General features: G+C 49.8%; 15 protein-coding genes. All 15 read left to right on the plus strand.

Going from position 1 to position 18,746, the window contains the following annotated elements:
* The first annotated feature begins 431 nt into the window (after window positions 1-431).
* The 15 genes from PSAKL28_RS07065 to PSAKL28_RS07135 all read left to right on the plus strand — a co-directional run bounded on the left by PSAKL28_RS07065 (window position 432) and on the right by PSAKL28_RS07135 (window position 18,510).
* Window positions 432-1,874, plus strand: coding sequence for a mannose-1-phosphate guanylyltransferase/mannose-6-phosphate isomerase (locus PSAKL28_RS07065; RefSeq protein ID WP_038608315.1), 1,443 nt, complete (start codon window positions 432-434; stop codon window positions 1,872-1,874).
* Between the two features lies 1 nt (window position 1,875).
* Entirely contained in the window at window positions 1,876-2,811 is a 936-nt protein-coding gene (locus tag PSAKL28_RS07070) for a glycosyltransferase family 2 protein (protein ID WP_038608318.1), read from the plus strand.
* 11 nt (window positions 2,812-2,822) lie between these two features.
* On the plus strand, window positions 2,823-5,258 hold the full coding sequence (locus PSAKL28_RS26445; protein ID WP_051939202.1) for a glycosyltransferase: 2,436 nt from the start codon (window positions 2,823-2,825) through the stop codon (window positions 5,256-5,258).
* Window positions 5,255-6,151, plus strand: coding sequence for an NAD-dependent epimerase/dehydratase family protein (locus PSAKL28_RS07080; RefSeq protein ID WP_038608321.1), 897 nt, complete (start codon window positions 5,255-5,257; stop codon window positions 6,149-6,151). Before PSAKL28_RS26445 ends, PSAKL28_RS07080 begins: the two co-directional genes overlap by 4 nt.
* A 61-nt stretch (window positions 6,152-6,212) precedes the next feature.
* Window positions 6,213-7,394: a glycosyltransferase gene (locus tag PSAKL28_RS26450; RefSeq protein WP_051939205.1), complete on the plus strand. Its 1,182-nt coding sequence runs from the start codon at window positions 6,213-6,215 to the stop codon at window positions 7,392-7,394.
* Window positions 7,395-7,453: 59 nt separating this feature from the next.
* The gene (locus tag PSAKL28_RS07090; RefSeq protein WP_257011897.1) at window positions 7,454-8,206 is read left to right on the plus strand and encodes an ABC transporter permease; all 753 of its coding nucleotides are present in this window, start codon (window positions 7,454-7,456) and stop codon (window positions 8,204-8,206) included.
* Window positions 8,196-9,578 (plus strand): ABC transporter ATP-binding protein, encoded by a 1,383-nt coding sequence (locus PSAKL28_RS07095; RefSeq protein WP_038608326.1) that lies wholly within the window; start codon window positions 8,196-8,198, stop codon window positions 9,576-9,578. Before PSAKL28_RS07090 ends, PSAKL28_RS07095 begins: the two co-directional genes overlap by 11 nt.
* A gap of 19 nt (window positions 9,579-9,597) precedes the next feature.
* Window positions 9,598-10,518 (plus strand): glycosyltransferase family 2 protein, encoded by a 921-nt coding sequence (locus tag PSAKL28_RS07100; RefSeq protein ID WP_096335661.1) that lies wholly within the window; start codon window positions 9,598-9,600, stop codon window positions 10,516-10,518.
* 18 nt (window positions 10,519-10,536) lie between these two features.
* Window positions 10,537-11,619 carry a GDP-mannose 4,6-dehydratase gene (gene gmd, locus PSAKL28_RS07105; RefSeq protein ID WP_038608329.1) on the plus strand — a complete coding sequence of 361 codons (1,083 nt, stop codon included), beginning with the start codon at window positions 10,537-10,539 and terminating at the stop codon, window positions 11,617-11,619.
* A gap of 8 nt (window positions 11,620-11,627) precedes the next feature.
* On the plus strand, window positions 11,628-12,587 hold the full coding sequence (fcl, locus tag PSAKL28_RS07110) for a GDP-L-fucose synthase (protein ID WP_038608332.1): 960 nt from the start codon (window positions 11,628-11,630) through the stop codon (window positions 12,585-12,587).
* A 1-nt stretch (window position 12,588) separates the two neighbouring features.
* Complete coding sequence (locus PSAKL28_RS07115) at window positions 12,589-13,347, plus strand: glycosyltransferase (RefSeq protein ID WP_038608335.1); 759 nt, start codon at window positions 12,589-12,591, stop codon at window positions 13,345-13,347.
* A complete protein-coding gene (locus PSAKL28_RS07120) occupies window positions 13,347-14,465 on the plus strand; it encodes a glycosyltransferase family 4 protein (protein WP_038608338.1) in 1,119 nt (372 codons plus the stop codon). Before PSAKL28_RS07115 ends, PSAKL28_RS07120 begins: the two co-directional genes overlap by 1 nt.
* 16 nt (window positions 14,466-14,481) lie before the next feature.
* Window positions 14,482-15,453 carry a UDP-glucose 4-epimerase family protein gene (locus tag PSAKL28_RS07125; RefSeq protein ID WP_038608341.1) on the plus strand — a complete coding sequence of 324 codons (972 nt, stop codon included), beginning with the start codon at window positions 14,482-14,484 and terminating at the stop codon, window positions 15,451-15,453.
* Window positions 15,450-16,466, plus strand: coding sequence for an MraY family glycosyltransferase (locus PSAKL28_RS07130; RefSeq protein ID WP_038608344.1), 1,017 nt, complete (start codon window positions 15,450-15,452; stop codon window positions 16,464-16,466). The genes PSAKL28_RS07125 and PSAKL28_RS07130 overlap by 4 nt, the downstream gene beginning before the upstream one ends.
* A 43-nt stretch (window positions 16,467-16,509) precedes the next feature.
* Window positions 16,510-18,510 (plus strand): polysaccharide biosynthesis protein, encoded by a 2,001-nt coding sequence (locus PSAKL28_RS07135; protein ID WP_038608347.1) that lies wholly within the window; start codon window positions 16,510-16,512, stop codon window positions 18,508-18,510.
* Window positions 18,511-18,746: the final 236 nt, after the last annotated feature.

The following is an 18,746-nucleotide window of genomic DNA, read 5'->3' on the forward strand; positions in this document are numbered from 1 at the left end:
AGTGCTTTTCCTGACGTCCAGCCGCTCATACAGTTAAAACAGGTCAGCGTCTGGTTGCGTTCGTTCAGAGGGGTGAGAACGAACACTCATAGCCTTGGTATTGTTTCCTACGCGATGTGTCGAAATTGCTTGTGACGATGTCAGTGTTTGAGAAGGATGGATTGTCGGCTCAGGCAATACGATTGCGCTGTCGTTAAATGCTATCAAATGTCACCTATTGTGCCGTGTGACGGCGCAAGCCTCGACGAGTATTCTCTGATATTCTACGTGCAGTCCTTGCGCTTAAAACCTATGGAATGGTAGCTGGGCAAGTCGTTGAGCATGCACGTATAAGAGCTTTTGCTGCGTCTTTGCGGTGATGGCGATCATAAGTATGACTGGTGCCAACTCCATGATTCAGCAATCATAGAGTGGCTATTAAGGATTCAAGTATGGAATTGATCCCGGTAATTCTATCCGGTGGCGTTGGTAGCCGCTTGTGGCCAGTTTCCCGTGAGGCTCATCCAAAGCCATTCATGACATTGCCTGATGGGCAGAATCTAATCCAAAAGACTTTCTTGCGAGCGTCCGCCCTGGACGGCGTCGTGGAAGTGCTGACAGTCACTAATCGCGAACTTCTGTTCAAAACGGAAGACGAGTATCGCTCAATAAATAGCAGCGGCCTTGCGCAGAGTTACATTCTTGAACCTTTCGGTCGTAATACGGCGGCGGCCGTTGCTGCTGCTGCCTTGCAGCTCAAAGAGATCCATGGTCCGGATGCCCACATGCTGGTGCTGGCAGCTGACCATTTGATTCAGGACGAGCAGGCCTTCTCCGGTGCAGTCAAAAGGGCTGTCGAGCTCGCTGCCCAAGGCTGGCTGGTAACTTTCGGAATCCAGCCGCAGTATCCTGAAACCGGTTTCGGCTATATCGAAGCGGCCAAAGGTGAAAGCCTTGAAGGTGGCCTCAAGGTCGAGCGTTTCGTTGAGAAACCTGACCTCAAGACAGCAGAGTCCTACATTGCCGCCGGCAATTATTTCTGGAACTCGGGCATGTTCTGTTTCCGCGTCGGCACTGTGCTGGATGAACTGGAGAAGCACGCGCCAGACGTCCTGGAAGCAGTTGCGCACACACTGGAAAGCTCGCGTCGGGCTAGCTCAGCTGGCTACAGTTGCCTTGCACTCGACGGCGAAGCCTTCGCCAAAGTCCCGGACATCTCCATTGACTATGCCTTGATGGAGCGATCCGACAAGGTGGCGACCATTCCTTGCGACATCGGCTGGAGCGATATCGGTTCCTGGACTGCTGTCAGTGACCTCACCGCTTCGGATGAGTCGGGTAACCGTTTTGAGGGCGAAGTGCTTTCACACGATTCGCGCAACAATTACGTCAACAACGAAGATCGTCTTACTGCTCTGGTTGGTGTCGAAGACCTGTTGGTAGTTGACACCCCTGACGCCTTGCTCATTGCCCACAAAGATCACGCGCAGGAGGTGAAAAACATCGTAGGGCAACTCAAGGCTAAAGGGCATCATCTACACTTACTGCACCGCACAGTGCACAGGCCGTGGGGAACTTACACTACGTTGGAGAGCGGCGAACGTTTCAAGATCAAGCGTATTGTTGTAAAACCCAAGGCATCGCTGTCACTGCAGATGCATCATCACCGCAGCGAGCACTGGATTGTTGTTAGCGGTACGGCGACAGTCGTGAATGATACCGAAGAGCTGATGCTCCACTCCAATGAGTCCACGTTCATCCGGGCTGGTCACAAACACCGATTGATGAATCCGGGCGTGATCGACCTTGTTCTGATTGAAGTACAGAGTGGCGATTACCTTGGCGAGGACGACATCGTACGCTTCAGTGATCAATATGGCCGAGTAGAAAACTGAAATGCCAGCATTGAACACTCCGACTCGATTCAGCATTGTCATCCCGACTTACAACTCTGCTGCGACTGTCCAGCGCACGCTTGAGTCCATCACCATGCAGCAATGGCCCAACGTTGAGATTGTCATCGTGGACGGCGTTTCTACGGACGACACGCTGGCGGTGGTCGAGCGCAATGCAGTCGCAGACTGCATAGTTATTAGTGAGCCGGACAAAGGGATTTATGATGCAATCAACAAGGGAGTGGCACGGGCCACCGGGCAACTGATCTGCGTTATTGGTTCCGACGATCAGTTCGCCGCAGGCGCATTTCGAGCAGTTAACGATGCCTGGCAGGCGGAGCATGCGGATATCGTTGCTGGCCCTGCGTTATTAGTGGCGCTGGACGGTCAGGGTGAGCTTAGAAAGGACGAGCGGTTTGGGCCTGGTGCGTTACTGAGTGGTATTCCCTTTTGTCATAATGCCATGTTTGTAACGTCTGCGGCCTATGCTTCAGTCGGTCCATATAATATCAACTATCGCATATGTGCAGATGCGGAATGGGTTCATCGCTCCATTCGCCTCGGCTGCAGTTGTTTATATATCGACAAGACAATTGTTCATTTCAGTCTGAGTGGTACCTCATCAACAAATGATGAGCTAATTATGAAGGAGACCTATGCGGTAATTGTTGGCAATTTCCCAATGTTGTCAACGGAGGACGCTGAAATTCTCTTTCGAGCTGTTCGAGGTTGGTCTGATGGTTCTCAAGTGGCATCCGTATTGTCCCGGCATTCGAATAATAAACAATTGATGGTTGCGGCTAATGACGCACTACGGCTTCACCCCCGGCAGGGTGAGGTTCTAATAGAGTCGGTAATAAGAAGGAAGATGAAATTACTGCCGGGTGTTAGTCGGGCTTCCCAGATTGTTCGTCGAATTGCCGCACTATTTAGTTGAATAATCATTCTATGAAAATCTCATTTATCGTTCCTGCGTACAATGCTCAAGATTGTATCGAAAAGTGCCTTTTTTCAATTCTTGAACAGCCTTTCTCAGACTTTGAAGTCATTGTTATTAATGATGGCTCCACTGATTCCACCCAGTCCATTCTGAACTCATTTGCTTCTAAAGATGACCGGGTTAGGGTCTTCAGTCAGGAAAATGCGGGTCAGGGAGCGGCGCGCACGTTCGGGATAGCGCAGGCGAGAGGTGAATATATCTGGTTCGTCGACAGCGATGATTGGATTCTCCCTTCGGTGCTGTCCAGGCTTAGTCGGATCCTTGAGCAGCAAGTGCCAGATGTTTTGCTGGTCAATTTCGAGTTTGTCTACGATGGACATCCGGCTGTCCCGTCCAGTCTTGTGCCCTCGCATTTGTCTGGCACTATTATCAATCCGACAGATGATGTTTCGGTGTTTGCTGCAGTTTCTTGTTGGAATACGCCTCCATGGCGCTTGATATCCAAGCGAGTGCACCTGTTGGAGCACGGTATTACATTTGCACAGGGTGTCTTCTATGAGGACCACCCGTTTGCTATTCACCTGATGCTGACAGCGAATAAAGTATATGTTGATGGTGGTATTTCCTATGCCTACTACCAGCGCGCAACCTCTACCACTAAAACCAACGATCAGAAAGCATTTGATTTCCTCACCATCAGGAAACAGTGTCTTGAGTTGTTCAAACGGTTTGGGCAATACGATGCATTGGCTCCGGTTGTATCGACCTATATTCTTCCAGTTAACTTCTATCAAGCTCATGTTGCGGAGGAATACCGGCATGCATTTCTGTCCCGACTTAAAGTTGATCTGGAACCAACGGATGTAGATTTTGCCAGAAAGCATGGTGACTGGGTAGTTCAGGCCTTTGGCGAGGCCGCTCAGGCCGGTGATCCGGCATTAATAGAAAAAGCTTACAAACTTCACGCTTTCAGAAATCGCTATAGCCCAGCAGGCGCCAAGCGTTTTTTGCAAAGAGTTCGTGCTGCTCTTTCTCATCGTATAATGGTTAAGATAGTTCGACTCAAGCAGATTATTTTGAGTCGCCAATCGCATGCTGGTGTCGATACCAGTGGCCGCCGATTTCTGCAGGCTGGCGAAGGTGTGCGGTTAGAACCACTGTACATTGATGTGCGGGTGAAAATCGAAGATCGCCCCTATGTAACAGTTGGAGATTACAGTCATATAGGTGGAACTTTTGTCTTTGAGCGAGGGCTGGGATCTATCACCATTGGCAGCAAAAGCTCGATCGGCGGTGGATGCAAGATTATTTGTACTCAGGAACAAGGCATCCATATTGGCGATAATGTGATGTTGTCCTGGGACTGCACCCTGATGGATTCCGATGCTCACTCTTTAAATCCAGATGTGCGTGCCAATGATGCATATGACTGGAAAGTCGGCGTCGATGCCAATCGCATGGGGGCTTACAAGGATTGGTCACAAGTGGCTTGCGCGCCGATTCACATTGAGGATAACGTCTGGATTGGTTTTGAGACTGCTATTCTGAAGGGGGTACGAATCGGTAAGGGGGCGGTGATTGGCGCCAGGTCAATGGTGACCAAAAATGTTCCTGACTACTGTATTTTTGCAGGTTCGCCGGCCCGATTTGTCTCGCTGGTTCCGCGGGAGCACTGGGAGTGGGAGGAGATTATTCACGCGTTACAAGCTGACCCTTCCAGCCGCCAAATGTTGGAGGACTCCTACCTTTCGTCTGATCTTTTCGCTTCCCTGCTCAGATTTCGTGATAGCGAAGAGTTTCGCTCAACACTCGCCGAAATCAAAAAGCGTGCACCTGAGGCAAAGACAATTCTAGATATTGGTGGTGCTGGTGGTGTTATGTCGGTTGCGTTGGCGCTAGAAGGGTATCACGTTACCCTCGCAGAACCGTCTGGCGATACCATTGCAGGGGTCCAGGGGGCTAGAAACCTGTCGCAAGTTGCTAATGAGTTACTTGATTCGACGGTCATGACGCGTGTTGACATTCGCCAGGCGACAATCGAACAGTTCCAGCCGACAGGTACCTATGACATTGTCTACTGTCGTCAAGTCGTTCACCACTTCCATGACCCTGTCATGGCGTTGAAAAAGGTCAGTAGCTTACTCAGTGAAAAGGGTGTGGCTATGTTCGTCAGAGAACATGTTATTTTTGACGATGAGGATAAGGAACGTTTCTTGGAAGGGCATGCACTCCAGAAATATACTGGAGGTGAAAATGCATACACGGCAGAAGAGTACTGTGCATTTATTGAAGCTGCAGGTATGCGACTGGCTAAACAATATGCGTTCAAGGAAAGCCCGATAAACTTCTATCCTCACAGTCAAGAAGCTGCCTTGTTACTGGATGAATCAAGTATCTCCGGGCGTCCATATTCCTTTATCGCAGTGAATAAGGAAAGCGCATGAAAGTTCTCGTAGTGGGTGCGTATGGCTTTATCGGTCGGCGCCTTGTCACAAAGCTCGAGCAATTGGGGTATCAGGTTGCCAAGGCTGATATTTTCAGGCAGGGCACTGATGATTGCGAGGTTTTCAGCCCGGATCAACCGGACTTTCAAAAGCTGTTTGCTTCTCAGTCGCCGGATGTCTGTATCAACTGCACAGGCGCGGCTAGTGTCCCAGCCTCCTTTGATACTCCATTTAACGACTACACACTGAATACGTTACGCGTAATTCAGATGCTTGAAGCTATCCGTCTGGTTTCACCAGAGACTCGATTTATTCATTTTTCCAGTGCAGCAGTTTATGGAAATCCGCTGGCTTCGCCCATCAGTGAAACTGCTGATATAGCACCCTTGTCGCCCTACGGCTGGCATAAAAGAAGCGCAGAGTTGGCCTGCCAAGAATACCATGCATTATATAAGGTACAGAGTCTGTCGCTGAGGGTATTCTCTGCTTATGGGCCAGGTTTGAAAAAACAGATATTCTGGGACGTCTACCAAAAGGCGCTGGCTAGCAACAAGCAAATCGAGCTATTTGGCACGGGCCTGGAAACGCGAGACTTTATTTACGTAGACGACATTGCTGTCTGTGTTGATACTTTGATACAACATGCGGTTTTTGATGCGCGTGCCGTCAATGTGGCCAACGGAGAGGCTTCGACAATTGCAGATGCGGTTTCAACATTACTTGAGGCGCTGAATTTTAAGCGAGATATCATGTTCTCCGGTGCTGGCCGCCAAGGAGATCCTTCCTGTTGGCAAGCTGACGTATCTTATTTGAATAGCATAGGTTTTACCCCGGCCTATAGTTTGAAACAAGGTTTGGCAGAAGTTGCTCGGTGGATGGCGGGCGTTCAATAGGGGGGGTGGTTTTTCAAAATTTTCTTTATTGTTTAGGATTTTAGGGTTTTAGGAGAGTCTTGTGTCAAAGCGTCCAGTAATTGGTATACCGTTCAACTACGACGAGAGCTGGATTGGCGGGACGTATTATATTAAAAATTTGATTAGTGCATTAGGGCTAATTGATGCGAAGCGCAGGCCGGACGTCTGGGTTGTCAGTCATTCGGAAAAGTCTTTCGAATTTATCAAGAGTACCACGGGCTATTCGCGTCTCAGTTGGATTAGGCCGGAGTTGATCAGCGGTGCTGATGGCGGTATTTCCAGAAAAGCGCGTTTGCTGTCATGGCTCATGCCAGGATTCAAAAAAAAGAAAGTTAGTTTCGATGTCATTTTTCCGTACCCCATTGATAGTAAACTTCAACAGACGGTATGCTGGATTCCTGATTTTCAAGACAAGCGTCTTCCTGAGTTTTTCAGTGAGGCGGAGTTGACTGCGCGTGAGCAGCAGCACCGTGGGTATTTCAACAATTACCAGCATATTGTTTTCAGTAGTCATGCTGCGAAGCATGATTTTGAATGTTTTTATCCCGAAGCGTCGGTCAATAAGCATGTTGTGCAATTTGCGACATTTGAGCCGCCTGTGCTTGCTGATGATCAGGCTGAGATTCTCAGTCGTTATGCCTTGCCGGAAAGATATTTTTATTGCCCGAATCAGTTTTGGATTCACAAAAACCACGAGTTGGTAATCGAGGCTGTGCATCAACTTAAGCAGCAGGGTATAAGTGTGGTTGTTGCTTTTTCGGGTAAGGAGCATGACCATCGTGCACCGGACCATACTCAACAGCTTAAAGAGCTCGTGGCGCGTTATGATTTGACGGAAAATATCCGTTTTCTCGGTTTCATACCGCGCGCTGATCAGATGGTTGTTTTTCAGCGCGCAATTTGTGTTCTGCAGCCCTCACTATTCGAAGGTTGGTCGACCGTGATCGAGGATGCCAAGTCTCTATCTCAGTACGTATTGGCTGCTGATATCCCGGCTAATGTTGAACAAACCAAGGATAATATCGAGTTCTTCAACCCTCGAGAGGCGACAGAGTTGGCTGGATTGCTAAAAAAATATGCGAACATTGATCCTCCTCGCGTTCCTGTTGACTATAGTTCCTTCCAAAGGCAGTTTGCCGAGTCCTTTATGGGGGTTGTTGCCGCAGTGATGGCGAATTCAGCGACCGCACCATGCGAGTCCAGCGAGAGGGGAAGAACTTGAATACTGGATTTATGTTGGGCATACGCTCGTTGACCCGTAACCGGGGGCTAATCGTGCAGATGACCTTGCGTGATATTTCTATGCGCTATAAGAATTCTTTTCTTGGCGGGCTTTGGATTGTTGGTCAGCCGCTGATTCAGTTGATGTTGTATGGCTTCGTCTTTCAGGTCGTTTTGCGCTCGCGGTGGGGACTACAGACGCCGGACGGACAGGAGGTCCCCTTTGGGCTTCTGTTGTTTTGCGGCATTTTACTGCATGGGTTATTGGCAGATACGATGGTTCGCGCCCCTTCGCTGGTTGTAAGTAATACGTCCTACGTCAAGCGAGTTATTTTTCCGCTGGAAATTCTCCCAGTTATAACTGTTGGTAGTACTGCAGTTGGAATATTTATTGGTTTCGTTATTCTGTTGGCGGCCTCCCTGTATTACTTGGGCTTCCACGGCTTGAATATATTGCTGCTGCCGATACCTATTGGTTTGTTGGTGCTGCTTACACTTGGTGTCGGCTGGCTGTTGTCTGCGATCGGAGTTTTTTTTCGCGACTTGTCACAAATTACCAGTAGTCTTGCGACTATTATGCTCTTTACCGCCCCTATCTGTTATCCGGCGGAGATGGTGCCGTCAGAGTTTCGTTGGTTGTTGAATATCAACCCGTTAACCATTCCAGTTGAGACTGTGCGGACATTGCTATTTTCAAATGATCCTGTGCAGTGGGCGTCGTTAGGCGTGTATGCCGCTTTCGCACTGCTGGCGGCAGCCTTCGGTTATTTTGTTTTTTATAGAATGCGGGCAGGGTTTGCCGATGTCCTCTGAATTCGCTATTCGAGTTGATAACGTTTCTAAACGGTACGCTCTTTTCAAGACGCCGATGCAGCGAATTAGAGGTTTGCTGTTTAATGGCAGTAAGAAGCAGGAATATTTTCAGGCGCTTCAGCCTTTGTCGTTCGATATTACCCGTGGTCGATTTTTAGGGATAATCGGGCAAAATGGCAGTGGTAAATCGACGCTGCTGCAACTAATTAGCGGCATTCTTCTTCCTTCCACCGGGAGTGTTTCGGTTACAGGGCGTGTAGCTGCCTTGCTTGAACTGGGGGCTGGTTTTAACCCGGAGTTCACCGGTAGGGAAAATGCACGACTGAATGCGCAGATATTAGGGATATCCGGTAAACAGTTTGAACAGGTTTTTCCTGAGATCGAAGCTTTTGCAGATATAGGGGAGTTTATTGACAGTCCTGTCAAATCCTACTCCAGCGGTATGTTTGTAAGGCTTGCCTTTGCTGTCCAGGCCTGCATCGATCCAGATGTTCTTATTGTTGATGAGGCGTTGGCCGTTGGTGATATTTTCTTTCGATTAAAGTGTTATGAGCGGCTTGAAAGGCTCAGGGATAAAGGTTGTACTGTCATCTTGGTGACTCACAGTATGGACGATGTGATGCACTACTGTGATCAAGTATTACTCCTGCATCGTGGCGAGGCAGTTTTTCTCGGTGATGCGACTGAGGCGATTAACCGCTACTATGCTCTCGGTCACGTCAATGCGCGTAAACTAATCAATGAAGACGCTGCCAGGTTGAATGAAGCGGCTGCGCATATGACCGATATCAGTAACGAAGTTGAAGTAGGTGATGCACCCGCCTGGCCACAAGAAGCATACATAGATACAACCCAGCGGGAACAAACTGGTGATGGTCTGATCGAATGCGTTCGGATTGCGTTGACGAATGCGCAGGACGAAGCAAGGCAGGTTTTTCACCAGTTCGATACGCTAAGGGTTCATGCTGAATTCAGAGCTCGGGCCGACCTAGAGACACCCGTTGCAGGTTTTGTGGTTCGTACTGACCGCGGCGTCATCGTTCATGGACGTAACTCCGGTCAATGTGGTTCCCCTGTACCTAAGCGAATCAAGGATGGCCAACTGCTCCGTGTGGTGTACGATATCCCTCTAGACTTTTCTGCGGGCGAATACTTGCTTGACCTTGGTTTTGCAACTTGGCCAACTCTACTATTTGAGAAAATATCCAGCTCCACAATGGCCGAAATCGAGTCGTCATCAGCTCGGCATTGTGTGCTGTCCGGCGCAGCATCTTTTTCTATTGTTCCTAAGGGGCATTTGGGCTTCAGTGCACAGCCCTTCTATGGAATTGCCAATGTTGGTTCGGCAGTGAGAGTCAGCATTGTCGGGTGAAGGGCGGGAGGATGAGAGAATGAGTCAGGAACGCTCCTGGGGGGTAAGGATTCGCAAGTTGCTAGGGATCAAGCTTGGCGTGTTGTTTCAGACTTCGCCAGAGTCCCTGGTCTTAGCGCAGCAACCGATGAGGTCTCTCCCTGGTAATGGTGATTTTCCTAGCATATCGATTGTAACGCCTTCATTTCAACAGGGGCAATTCATTGGGCGTACAATTCGCAGCGTTTTGGAGCAGGGTTATCCGCAGCTTGAGTATATAGTTCAAGACTCATGTTCGGATGATGAAACGGCAGAAGTTGTTAATGGTTTTGTATCTCCGCAGTTGAAGTTTTACTCAGAGAAGGATCGCGGGCAGGCGGATGCAATCAATCTAGGATTTCTGAAGTCTTCCGGGGAAATAATGTGCTACTTAAACTCGGACGATGTATTAATGCCTGGAACACTCGCCAGAGTCGGGGCGTTTTTCAATAGTAATCCAGACATTGAAGTTGTATACGGTAATCGGTTGATTATCAATGAGCACGATCTTCTTGTGGGGCGCTGGGTGCTTCCTGGGCACGATGCAACGTTGTTGCGACACGTTGACTATGTGCCCCAGGAGACGTTGTTCTGGCGCCGTTCTCTGTGGGCTCGCGCAGGGGGTTTTGTTGATGATAAACTAGCTTTTGCCTTGGATTGGGATCTATTGTTGCGTTTTGTCAATGTGGATGCGAGGTTTTCTCATCTTCCTGATTTTCTCGGTGCTTTCAGGGTGCATGAGGCTCAGAAAACCAGCAGTCACTACGCCCAGGTGGGAGTAAAGGAGATGCGACAGATGCGTTCGCGCTATGCCCCAAGTCTTTATTCTCGACTACTTATGCCGTTTCGGCATATGTGCTTTCTGCTTAAACACATTTATTTTGATAGAAAAATCTTACGTGCTGTTGCAAGTGGCAAGTAAACAATTTGAGGGATTTGTATGAAAGTTGCACTCATTACGGGCGTTACCGGTCAAGATGGTGCCTACTTGGCCGAGTTGCTTCTTGGTAAGGGGTATGAGGTCCACGGTATCAAGCGGCGAACGTCGCTGTTTAATACGGATCGTATCGACCATCTGTACCAGGACCCTCATGTAGAAAATCGCAACTTCATTCTCCATCATGGTGACTTGACCGATTCCACTAGCCTTATCCGGATCATTCAGTCGGTGCAGCCTGACGAGATATACAACCTCGCGGCGCAGTCCCATGTAGCCGTCAGTTTCGAAGAACCTGAGTACACTGCAAACTCCGACGCGCTGGGCGCACTGCGTATTCTTGAGGCCATCCGAATCCTTGGTCTTGAGAAAAAGACGCGCTTTTACCAGGCTTCCACGTCAGAGCTTTACGGGCTGGTGCAAGAGATCCCACAACGGGAAACCACTCCATTCTATCCGCGTAGTCCGTATGCGGTTGCCAAGCTGTATGCGTACTGGATTACTGTCAACTACCGTGAAGCCTACGGTATGTATGCATGCAACGGTATCCTGTTCAACCACGAGTCCCCGATTCGAGGGGAAACTTTCGTTACCCGCAAGATTACCCGGGCGCTTGCTCGTATCAAGCTCGGACTTCAGGACTGCTTGTTCCTCGGCAATCTCGACTCCAAGCGCGATTGGGGTCATGCCCGCGATTACGTTGAAATGCAGTGGTTGATGCTGCAGCAGGAAAAGCCGGAAGATTTCGTCATTGCTACCGGTGTTCAGTACAGCGTACGCGACTTTGTTGATGCTGCCGCCAAGGAGCTGGAAATTGCTATCACCTGGAAAGGTGAGGGTGTCGATGAGAAAGGTTACGACGCCGATGGTAAATGCATCGTTGCCGTCGATCCTCGCTACTTCCGTCCAGCGGAGGTTGAAACGCTGCTGGGCGATCCTTCGAACGCCAAAAACAAGCTGGGATGGACACCGAAGACATCCTTCGCCGAACTGGTATCCGAAATGGTCAGGGAAGACTTGAAGTCTGCCGAGCGGGATGAACTGGTCAAGAGTCGTGGGTATAAAGCCTTCAACTATCACGAGTAATATGCCCCATGCCGTATAATCCAAAAATTTATGTGGCAGGTCATCGCGGGATGGTGGGCTCAGCCATCCTGCGTGCGCTTAGCGCGCAAGGTTTTACGAACCTGATCACACGTAATCGGGAGCAGCTTGATCTTTGCGATCAGCAGCAGGTGAGGGCTTTCTTTGAGTCCGAGCATCCGGATCAAGTCTACTTGGCGGCGGCAAAGGTGGGCGGCATCCATGCCAACAATACCTATCCGGCAGAGTTTATTTACGAAAACTTGATGATTGAGGCCAACATTATTCATGAGGCTTGGCGTGCGGGTGTAAGGAAGCTGCTGTTCCTTGGATCTAGTTGCATTTACCCACGCCTTGCAGAGCAGCCCATGCGTGAAGACGCATTGCTAAGCGGAAAGCTTGAACAAACCAATGAGCCTTACGCTATCGCGAAAATTGCCGGCATAAAACTTTGTGAGTCTTACAATCGTCAGTATGCGACTGATTTCAGAAGCGTTATGCCGACGAATCTTTATGGTCCCGGGGATAATTACCATGCCCAGAATAGCCATGTGATACCCGCGCTCATACGTCGGTTTCACGAGGCTAAGGAGTCCGCTGCGCCTGTAGTGGAAATCTGGGGTAGTGGCACCCCCCGGCGGGAGTTCCTTTATGTCGATGATATGGCGGCAGCGAGCTTGCATGTCATGGGGCTGGACAAGGCCGCTTATGAGGCAACAACGGAGCCGACGCTATCTCACATCAACGTAGGTTGTGGCGAGGATTTGACGATCCTCGAGCTAGCCTATGCGATATCCAAAGTCGTTGGTTACACCGGGGCTATCAAGTTCGACGCATCCAAGCCAGACGGCACTCCTCGTAAGCTAATGGATGTCAGTCGCTTACGCTCTATGGGGTGGACTCCGACTGTTGGCCTTGAGCGGGGATTGTCTTGTGCCTATGCAGATTTCTTGATCAGCAGGAGGCAGTGATTTGTCACCTCCCTTGGTAACCATTGCTGTGCCTTCCTACAATCAGGGGCAGTTCTTGGATGCGGCGTTGTCGTCAATTTTTTCCAGCGATGTGCCGGTCGAGGTATTCATCGCAGATGGCGGATCACGCGACAACTCGGTTGAGATCATCAAGCGTTGGGAGTCCAAGTTGTCTGGGTGGCGGAGCCACTCGGACTCGGGGCAGGCAGCGGCAATCAACGAATGTATTGCCAAGGGTACGGCCCCCTATGTTTGCTGGTTGAACAGCGATGATTATTTTCTTGAGGGCGGATTAAGAGCATTGCTCAACGCCCTTGACGCCGTTCCAGGAGCACCAGCAGCTTATGGCCGGGCGTTGAATATCAGGGAAAGGGACGGTAAGCGAAGCCCGGTCTGGGTAGAGGCATTTAGTGAGCGCAGGCTTGCACAGCGCTGTATTGTTTCGCAGCCTGCGACATTAATGCGCCGTTCGGCCTGGGAGCAGGTCTGTGGATTGCAGCCCGATTTTCATATGGCAATGGATTATGATCTATGGTGGCGACTATATAAGGCCTGTGGTGAATTACAGTTTGTTGATGAGTGGATTGCTGTGAATCGCGAGCATTGTGATACCAAGACCAGTACACAGCGTGTAGCGCATTACTGTGAAGCGATGGCAGTAGTCCGACAGTATCATGGGCGGGTACCGCTTAAGTGGTGGCTCTATCAACCATATTCTGTTTGGTTTAAGGCGATAAAAAATCGCTTCGAGAAATATTGATGAAGGTTTTGCAGGTTTATAAAACCTACTATCCAGATACATTCGGGGGCGTAGAGCAGGTCATCTTTCAGTTGGCTTGCGGCGGAGAGCGTTACGAAATTGACACTACTGTGCTCGCCGTTAGCAAGCAGCGTGAAGGTAGCATGCAGGTGGCAAACCATCGGGCCGATTTCGTGAAGCCCGAATTTGAACTGCTGTCCACTCCTTTCTCCCTGTCATGTGTTAAGCGCTTCAAGTCTTTAGCTAAAGAAGTGGATCTGGTTCATTATCATTATCCATGGCCGTTTATGGATATCGCTCACTTTTTGGTGGGCCATAATAAGCCTACAGTGCTTACTTATCATTCCGATATTGTTAAGCAAAAAGTTGCCCTAAAACTATATCGACCATTGCAGCGGCTCTTTCTGGATCGAATTGATCGTATAGTTTGCACTTCGGATAACTACCTAAATAGCAGCAAGGTGTTGTCTAGGTACCGTGAAAAAGTTACAGTCATACCTATCGGACTGGCGCGTGACTCTTATCCAGTGGCAGATGAAAGCACCCTACAGCAGTGGTCCTCGCGCTTTCCTGGAAAATTTTTTCTCTTTGTTGGTGTGTTGCGTTACTACAAAGGTTTGCATACATTGCTCGAAGCGGCTCAAGGTATTGACTATCCTGTGCTAATAGTGGGTAGCGGGCCGATAGAGAATGAGCTGAGGCAAAAGGCTCAGGCATTGGGATTGAGCAACATTCACTTTCTAGGGGCGCTCCCCGACCTCGATAAGGTTGCGCTGCTTTCGCTATGCCATGCGACAGTATTTCCCTCGCATCTGAGATCAGAGGCTTTTGGTGTCTCTCTTTTGGAGGCCGCCATGTACTCAAAGCCGATGATTTGCTGCGAGATAGCCACGGGCACTACCTACATCAATTCGCATAAGTTAACAGGACTGGTCGTCCCTCCCGAAGCGCCAGAGGCCCTGCGCCAAGCAATGCGCTACCTTTGGGACAATCCTGTCGAGGCCCGGGCAATGGGGCTTAGAGCAGGCGAACGTTTTGAGAGCTTGTTCACCGCGGAGCAGATGACGAAGCACTACGCAGGTTTGTACGCGTCGCTGCTGCAAGAGAAGGCTAAGTAACGATTGAGGTTAGGGATTGAGCAAGAATTTAGTATTGGTGACTGGAGGCAACGGATTCATCGGTAGCGCGTTGTCAGAAAAACTTGCCGTCAACCCAGCTTTCCATGTCCGCGTCGCTGCAAGAACACCATGCGAACGAGCGTCAATGACAACCGATTTTGTGCGTGTGGGTAATATCGGGGAGCACTGTGACTGGTCTGCAGCCCTACAGGGCGTCGACTGTGTAGTGCACACTGCTGCTCGAGTTCATGTCATGAATGACACGGCTGAGGACCCACTCGCGGCGTTCAGGCAGGTGAATCTCTTAGGTACAATGCAGTTGGCCCGTCAGGCGGCGGATGCAGGTGTCAGACGTTTTATTTTCATAAGTTCTATCAAAGTCAATGGCGAGCAAACGAAACCAGGTTCAGCCTTTCATGCAGATGACGAGCCTAATCCATCTGATCCGTATGGCGTTTCCAAGGCGGAAGCTGAGCAGGCTCTGCTAGCGTTTGCCCAGTCGAGTAGCATGACGGTTGTTATTATTCGGCCGGTGCTCGTGTATGGTCCAGGTGTGAAGGCTAACTTTCACAACATGATCAGATGGGTGAACAGTGGGGTTCCGTTGCCGTTTGGCGCAGTCGATAATCGGCGTAGCTTTGTTTCAATTGACAACCTGGTTGACCTGATCATTACCTGTATTCATCATCCTGGAGCCTCCAATCAGATATTTTTGGCCAGTGATGGGCAAGATATTTCAACGACTAAGTTGCTGGAGCTGATTGCAGAAGCATTGGATAGGCCGTCGCGATTGGTACCTATCCCAAGTATTGTTTTATATTGGGGAGCATCACTGGTCGGGCTTCGGTCGGTGGCGCAACGGGTTCTAGGGTGCTTACAAGTCGATGTGGGTAAGAATTTGAAAGTTTTGGGTTGGCGTCCAGTGTACAGTGTCGAAGAGGGAGTCAAGCGAACAGTCTTGCCCTATCGCCAATCGAGCCGTTCATGAGCCTTTTGATTTTGTTACCGTTAATCGGTGTTTTGTCTTTCTTTCTCACGGCCGGGCTTAGGCTTTATGCGCTACGACGTAGCCTGCTTGACATCCCAAATATCCGAAGTTCTCACAGTGTACCTACTCCCAGAGGCGGAGGCGTTGCGATTGTAGTTTCCTTTTCGGTAGCGTTGGTGGTGATGTATGCAGAAGCTGTACTTTCAACTGACGCTTTTTGGGCATTAGCGGGGGCTGGACTTTTTGTTGCCGGGTTGGGCTTCCTGGATGATCATGGTCATGTTCCTGCTCGCTGGAGGCTGCTAGGTCATTTTATAGCTGCTGCTTGGGCAATGGCATGCTTCGGCGGCGCCCCAGCTATTTATTTTGCTGGCGTGAGCATTGGCGGTGTGGTCGTGAACCTGCTCATGTTGTTCTATTTGGTCTGGTTGTTGAACCTATACAACTTCATGGATGGGATCGACGGTATCGCCAGTATCGAAGCACTCTCGGTCTGTTTTGGCGCGGCCCTGATGTATTGGGTGTCAGACGTTCCCGGAGCTATTGCTCCGCTCTTGCTTCTGGCTGTTGCCGTAGGAGGATTTCTATACTGGAACTTTCCGCCAGCTAGGATCTTCATGGGGGATGCGGGCAGCGGTTTTCTGGGAATCACCTTGGGGGTTTTTTCTTTACAAGCGGCCTGGGTACAGTCGAGCCTGTTTTGGGGGTGGGTCATTCTGCTTGGTGTCTTTGTGGTCGATGCGACGGTTACGCTGGTTCGTCGAATGCTGCTAGGAGAAAGGGTATATGAGGCCCATCGCAGTCATGCCTATCAGTATGCCTCGAGGCAATACGGTAAACATCTTCCAATCACCATTGCGGTTACAATAATTAACCTATTCTGGTTGGCGCCGCTGGCGCTGGCCGTAGCGATGGGCAAGTTGGATGGGGGGGTAGGCGTATTGATTGCTTACTTGCCATTGCTACTCATTGCACTGAAATTTAATGCAGGTAAACCTGAACAACGCGTCTGAGGCATTGAGTACAGCTCTCGATCCGGATAGCCAGGAATTAAGTATGGATAGAATCAGACCGTTCCTCTTGGGGATGCCGAGACGGCAAAAGCGAATGCTACAGGTATTCGTTGATATTGTTCTCGTCTGGATGGCATTGTGGATGGCCTTTGTAGTTAGACTGGGTATCGAGGATTTAATCAATCCACTCAAAGAGCATCAGTGGCTGTTCATAAGCGCGCCGATCGTTGCTGTTCCGCTGTTTATCCGGTTTGGCATGTATCGTGCGGTTATGCGCTACTTTGGTAACGATGCTTTGATTGTTATTGCGAAGGCCGTGTCACTGTCTGCGTTAATTCTTGCGGTAGTAGTGTACTGGTCCAGTAATCATCAGCCGGTGGTGCCACGTTCAATAATTTTTAACTATTGGTGGCTAAGCTTGGTATTGATTGGCGGCTTGCGCCTTGCAATGCGGCAGTACTTTCTCGGTGATTGGTTCTCAGCTGCCCAACATGTACCGTTCGCCAGTCGTGACGATGGGCTGAACAAGGTCGCAATTTATGGTGCGGGTGCGGCAGGCAATCAGCTCGTGGCAGCTCTGCGTATGGGACGGGTGATGCGGCCGGTAGCCTTTGTCGATGATGATCCGGAAATCGTCGGACGGGTTATTTCAGGGCTCCAGGTGTTCAACCCGAAAAGTATTCAGCGGATGGTGGAATTGACCGGAGCCCAGGAGATACTGCTGGCAATCCCTTCGGCAACACGCAGCCGGCGTCGAGAGATTCTCGCTGATCTAGAATCCTATCCGCTTCATGTTCGTAGTGTTCCTGCTGTTATGGATCTAGCCAGCGGTCGGGTTCAGGTTGATGACATTCAGGAAGTCGATATCGCCGATATACTCGGGCGCGATGCAGTTCCGGCGCAGTCGGAGCTATTAGCTCATTGTATTGCAGGGCAGACTGTATTGGTCACGGGGGCTGGGGGGTCAATAGGGTCGGAGTTGTGTCGACAGATCATTGCTCTCGAACCCAAAGCACTATTGTTGTTCGAGCACAGTGAGTTTAATCTCTACAGCATATTTAGTGAGCTTGAGCAGCGAATTGGTCGTGATTTTTTGTCAGTCCAGCTATTGCCGATATTAGGTTCGGTTCGCGATAGTGAAAAGCTCTTGGGGGTTATGACCGCCTGGCAGGTTAATACAGTCTATCATGCGGCAGCGTATAAACATGTTCCTATGGTGGAGCACAATATTGCGGAAGGTTTGTTAAATAATGTGGTTGGAACTCTTTACACTGCCCAGGCTGCCTTGCGAGCTCAGGTAGCTAATTTTGTTCTGATTTCGACAGATAAGGCTGTGCGGCCGACCAATATAATGGGGTGTACCAAACGTTTGGCAGAACTTGTGTTGCAGGCGTTGAGTCAGGAGCGTATGCCTGTATTGTTTGATGATGAAGAGCAGAAACCAATTAGTAATTCAACACGATTTACGATGGTGCGGTTTGGGAACGTCTTGGGCTCTTCTGGGTCCGTCATTCCGCTCTTTCACAAACAAATTAAAGCGGGTGGCCCCCTCACCGTGACGCACCCGAAAATAACACGTTACTTTATGACAATCCCTGAGGCCGCACAGCTAGTGATCCAAGCGGGCTCAATGGGGCAGGGTGGGGATGTATTCGTACTGGATATGGGCGAACCAGTCAGAATCGCCGAATTGGCGGAAAAAATGATTCATCTTTCCGGATTCAGTGTCCGCTCCGAAAAAAATCCGCACGGTGATATCGAAATCAAGTTTAGCGGATTACGCCCCGGAGAGAAGCTGTATGAAGAGTTACTGATTGGGGACAATGTGGTTGCCACAGAACACTCCATGATCATGCGCGCAAGTGAAGACTTCATTCAGTGGGACTCCTTCAAGGACAAGCTTTCCCAGCTACTTCTCTCAATACAGGAGGATGATTTTGTGCGCATCCGTCAGCTGTTGTGTGAGATGGTTATCGGTTACTCCCCAGAAGGTGAAATTGTCGATTGGATATACCGGGCGCGTAATGCTCGTAATTACAGTTGATATCTATTGTTTTGTCTGGTGGCGCTAACTTCTTATCGTGTATTATGCTGTTTTTAATGGTTTTCGCTGCTTTTGCTGAACTTCGTCTTTCATTTGGTGCGCGGGAAGGCGAAAGTGAACACCCAAGAGGTTATTTCAGTCCATGAAGGACTAACTGAGCTGAGTCGCGAGTATTCTCGGCCATCGTCAGCCAGCGCGGCGATCTTCGCGCTGGCTGACTCGTGACCGCGCCACGA

Source organism: Pseudomonas alkylphenolica, assembly GCF_000746525.1.
GTDB classification, from domain to species: Bacteria; Pseudomonadota; Gammaproteobacteria; order Pseudomonadales; family Pseudomonadaceae; genus Aquipseudomonas; species Aquipseudomonas alkylphenolica.

Bases quoted from the DNA above. Each gene is read 5' to 3' on its own strand.
- PSAKL28_RS07130 (WP_038608344.1), top strand. From the start codon at position 15,450: ATGAGCCTTTTGATTTTGTTACCGTTAATCGGTGTTTTGTCTTTCTTT.
- fcl (WP_038608332.1), top strand. From the start codon at position 11,628: ATGCCGTATAATCCAAAAATTTATGTGGCAGGTCATCGCGGGATGGTG.
- PSAKL28_RS07135 (WP_038608347.1), top strand. From the start codon at position 16,510: ATGGATAGAATCAGACCGTTCCTCTTGGGGATGCCGAGACGGCAAAAG.
- PSAKL28_RS07090 (WP_257011897.1), top strand. From the start codon at position 7,454: ATGACCTTGCGTGATATTTCTATGCGCTATAAGAATTCTTTTCTTGGC.
- PSAKL28_RS07120 (WP_038608338.1), top strand. From the start codon at position 13,347: ATGAAGGTTTTGCAGGTTTATAAAACCTACTATCCAGATACATTCGGG.
- gmd (WP_038608329.1), top strand. From the start codon at position 10,537: ATGAAAGTTGCACTCATTACGGGCGTTACCGGTCAAGATGGTGCCTAC.
- PSAKL28_RS07070 (WP_038608318.1), top strand. From the start codon at position 1,876: ATGCCAGCATTGAACACTCCGACTCGATTCAGCATTGTCATCCCGACT.
- PSAKL28_RS07080 (WP_038608321.1), top strand. From the start codon at position 5,255: ATGAAAGTTCTCGTAGTGGGTGCGTATGGCTTTATCGGTCGGCGCCTT.
- PSAKL28_RS26445 (WP_051939202.1), top strand. From the start codon at position 2,823: ATGAAAATCTCATTTATCGTTCCTGCGTACAATGCTCAAGATTGTATC.
- PSAKL28_RS07065 (WP_038608315.1), top strand. From the start codon at position 432: ATGGAATTGATCCCGGTAATTCTATCCGGTGGCGTTGGTAGCCGCTTG.
- PSAKL28_RS07100 (WP_096335661.1), top strand. From the start codon at position 9,598: ATGAGTCAGGAACGCTCCTGGGGGGTAAGGATTCGCAAGTTGCTAGGG.
- PSAKL28_RS07095 (WP_038608326.1), top strand. From the start codon at position 8,196: ATGTCCTCTGAATTCGCTATTCGAGTTGATAACGTTTCTAAACGGTAC.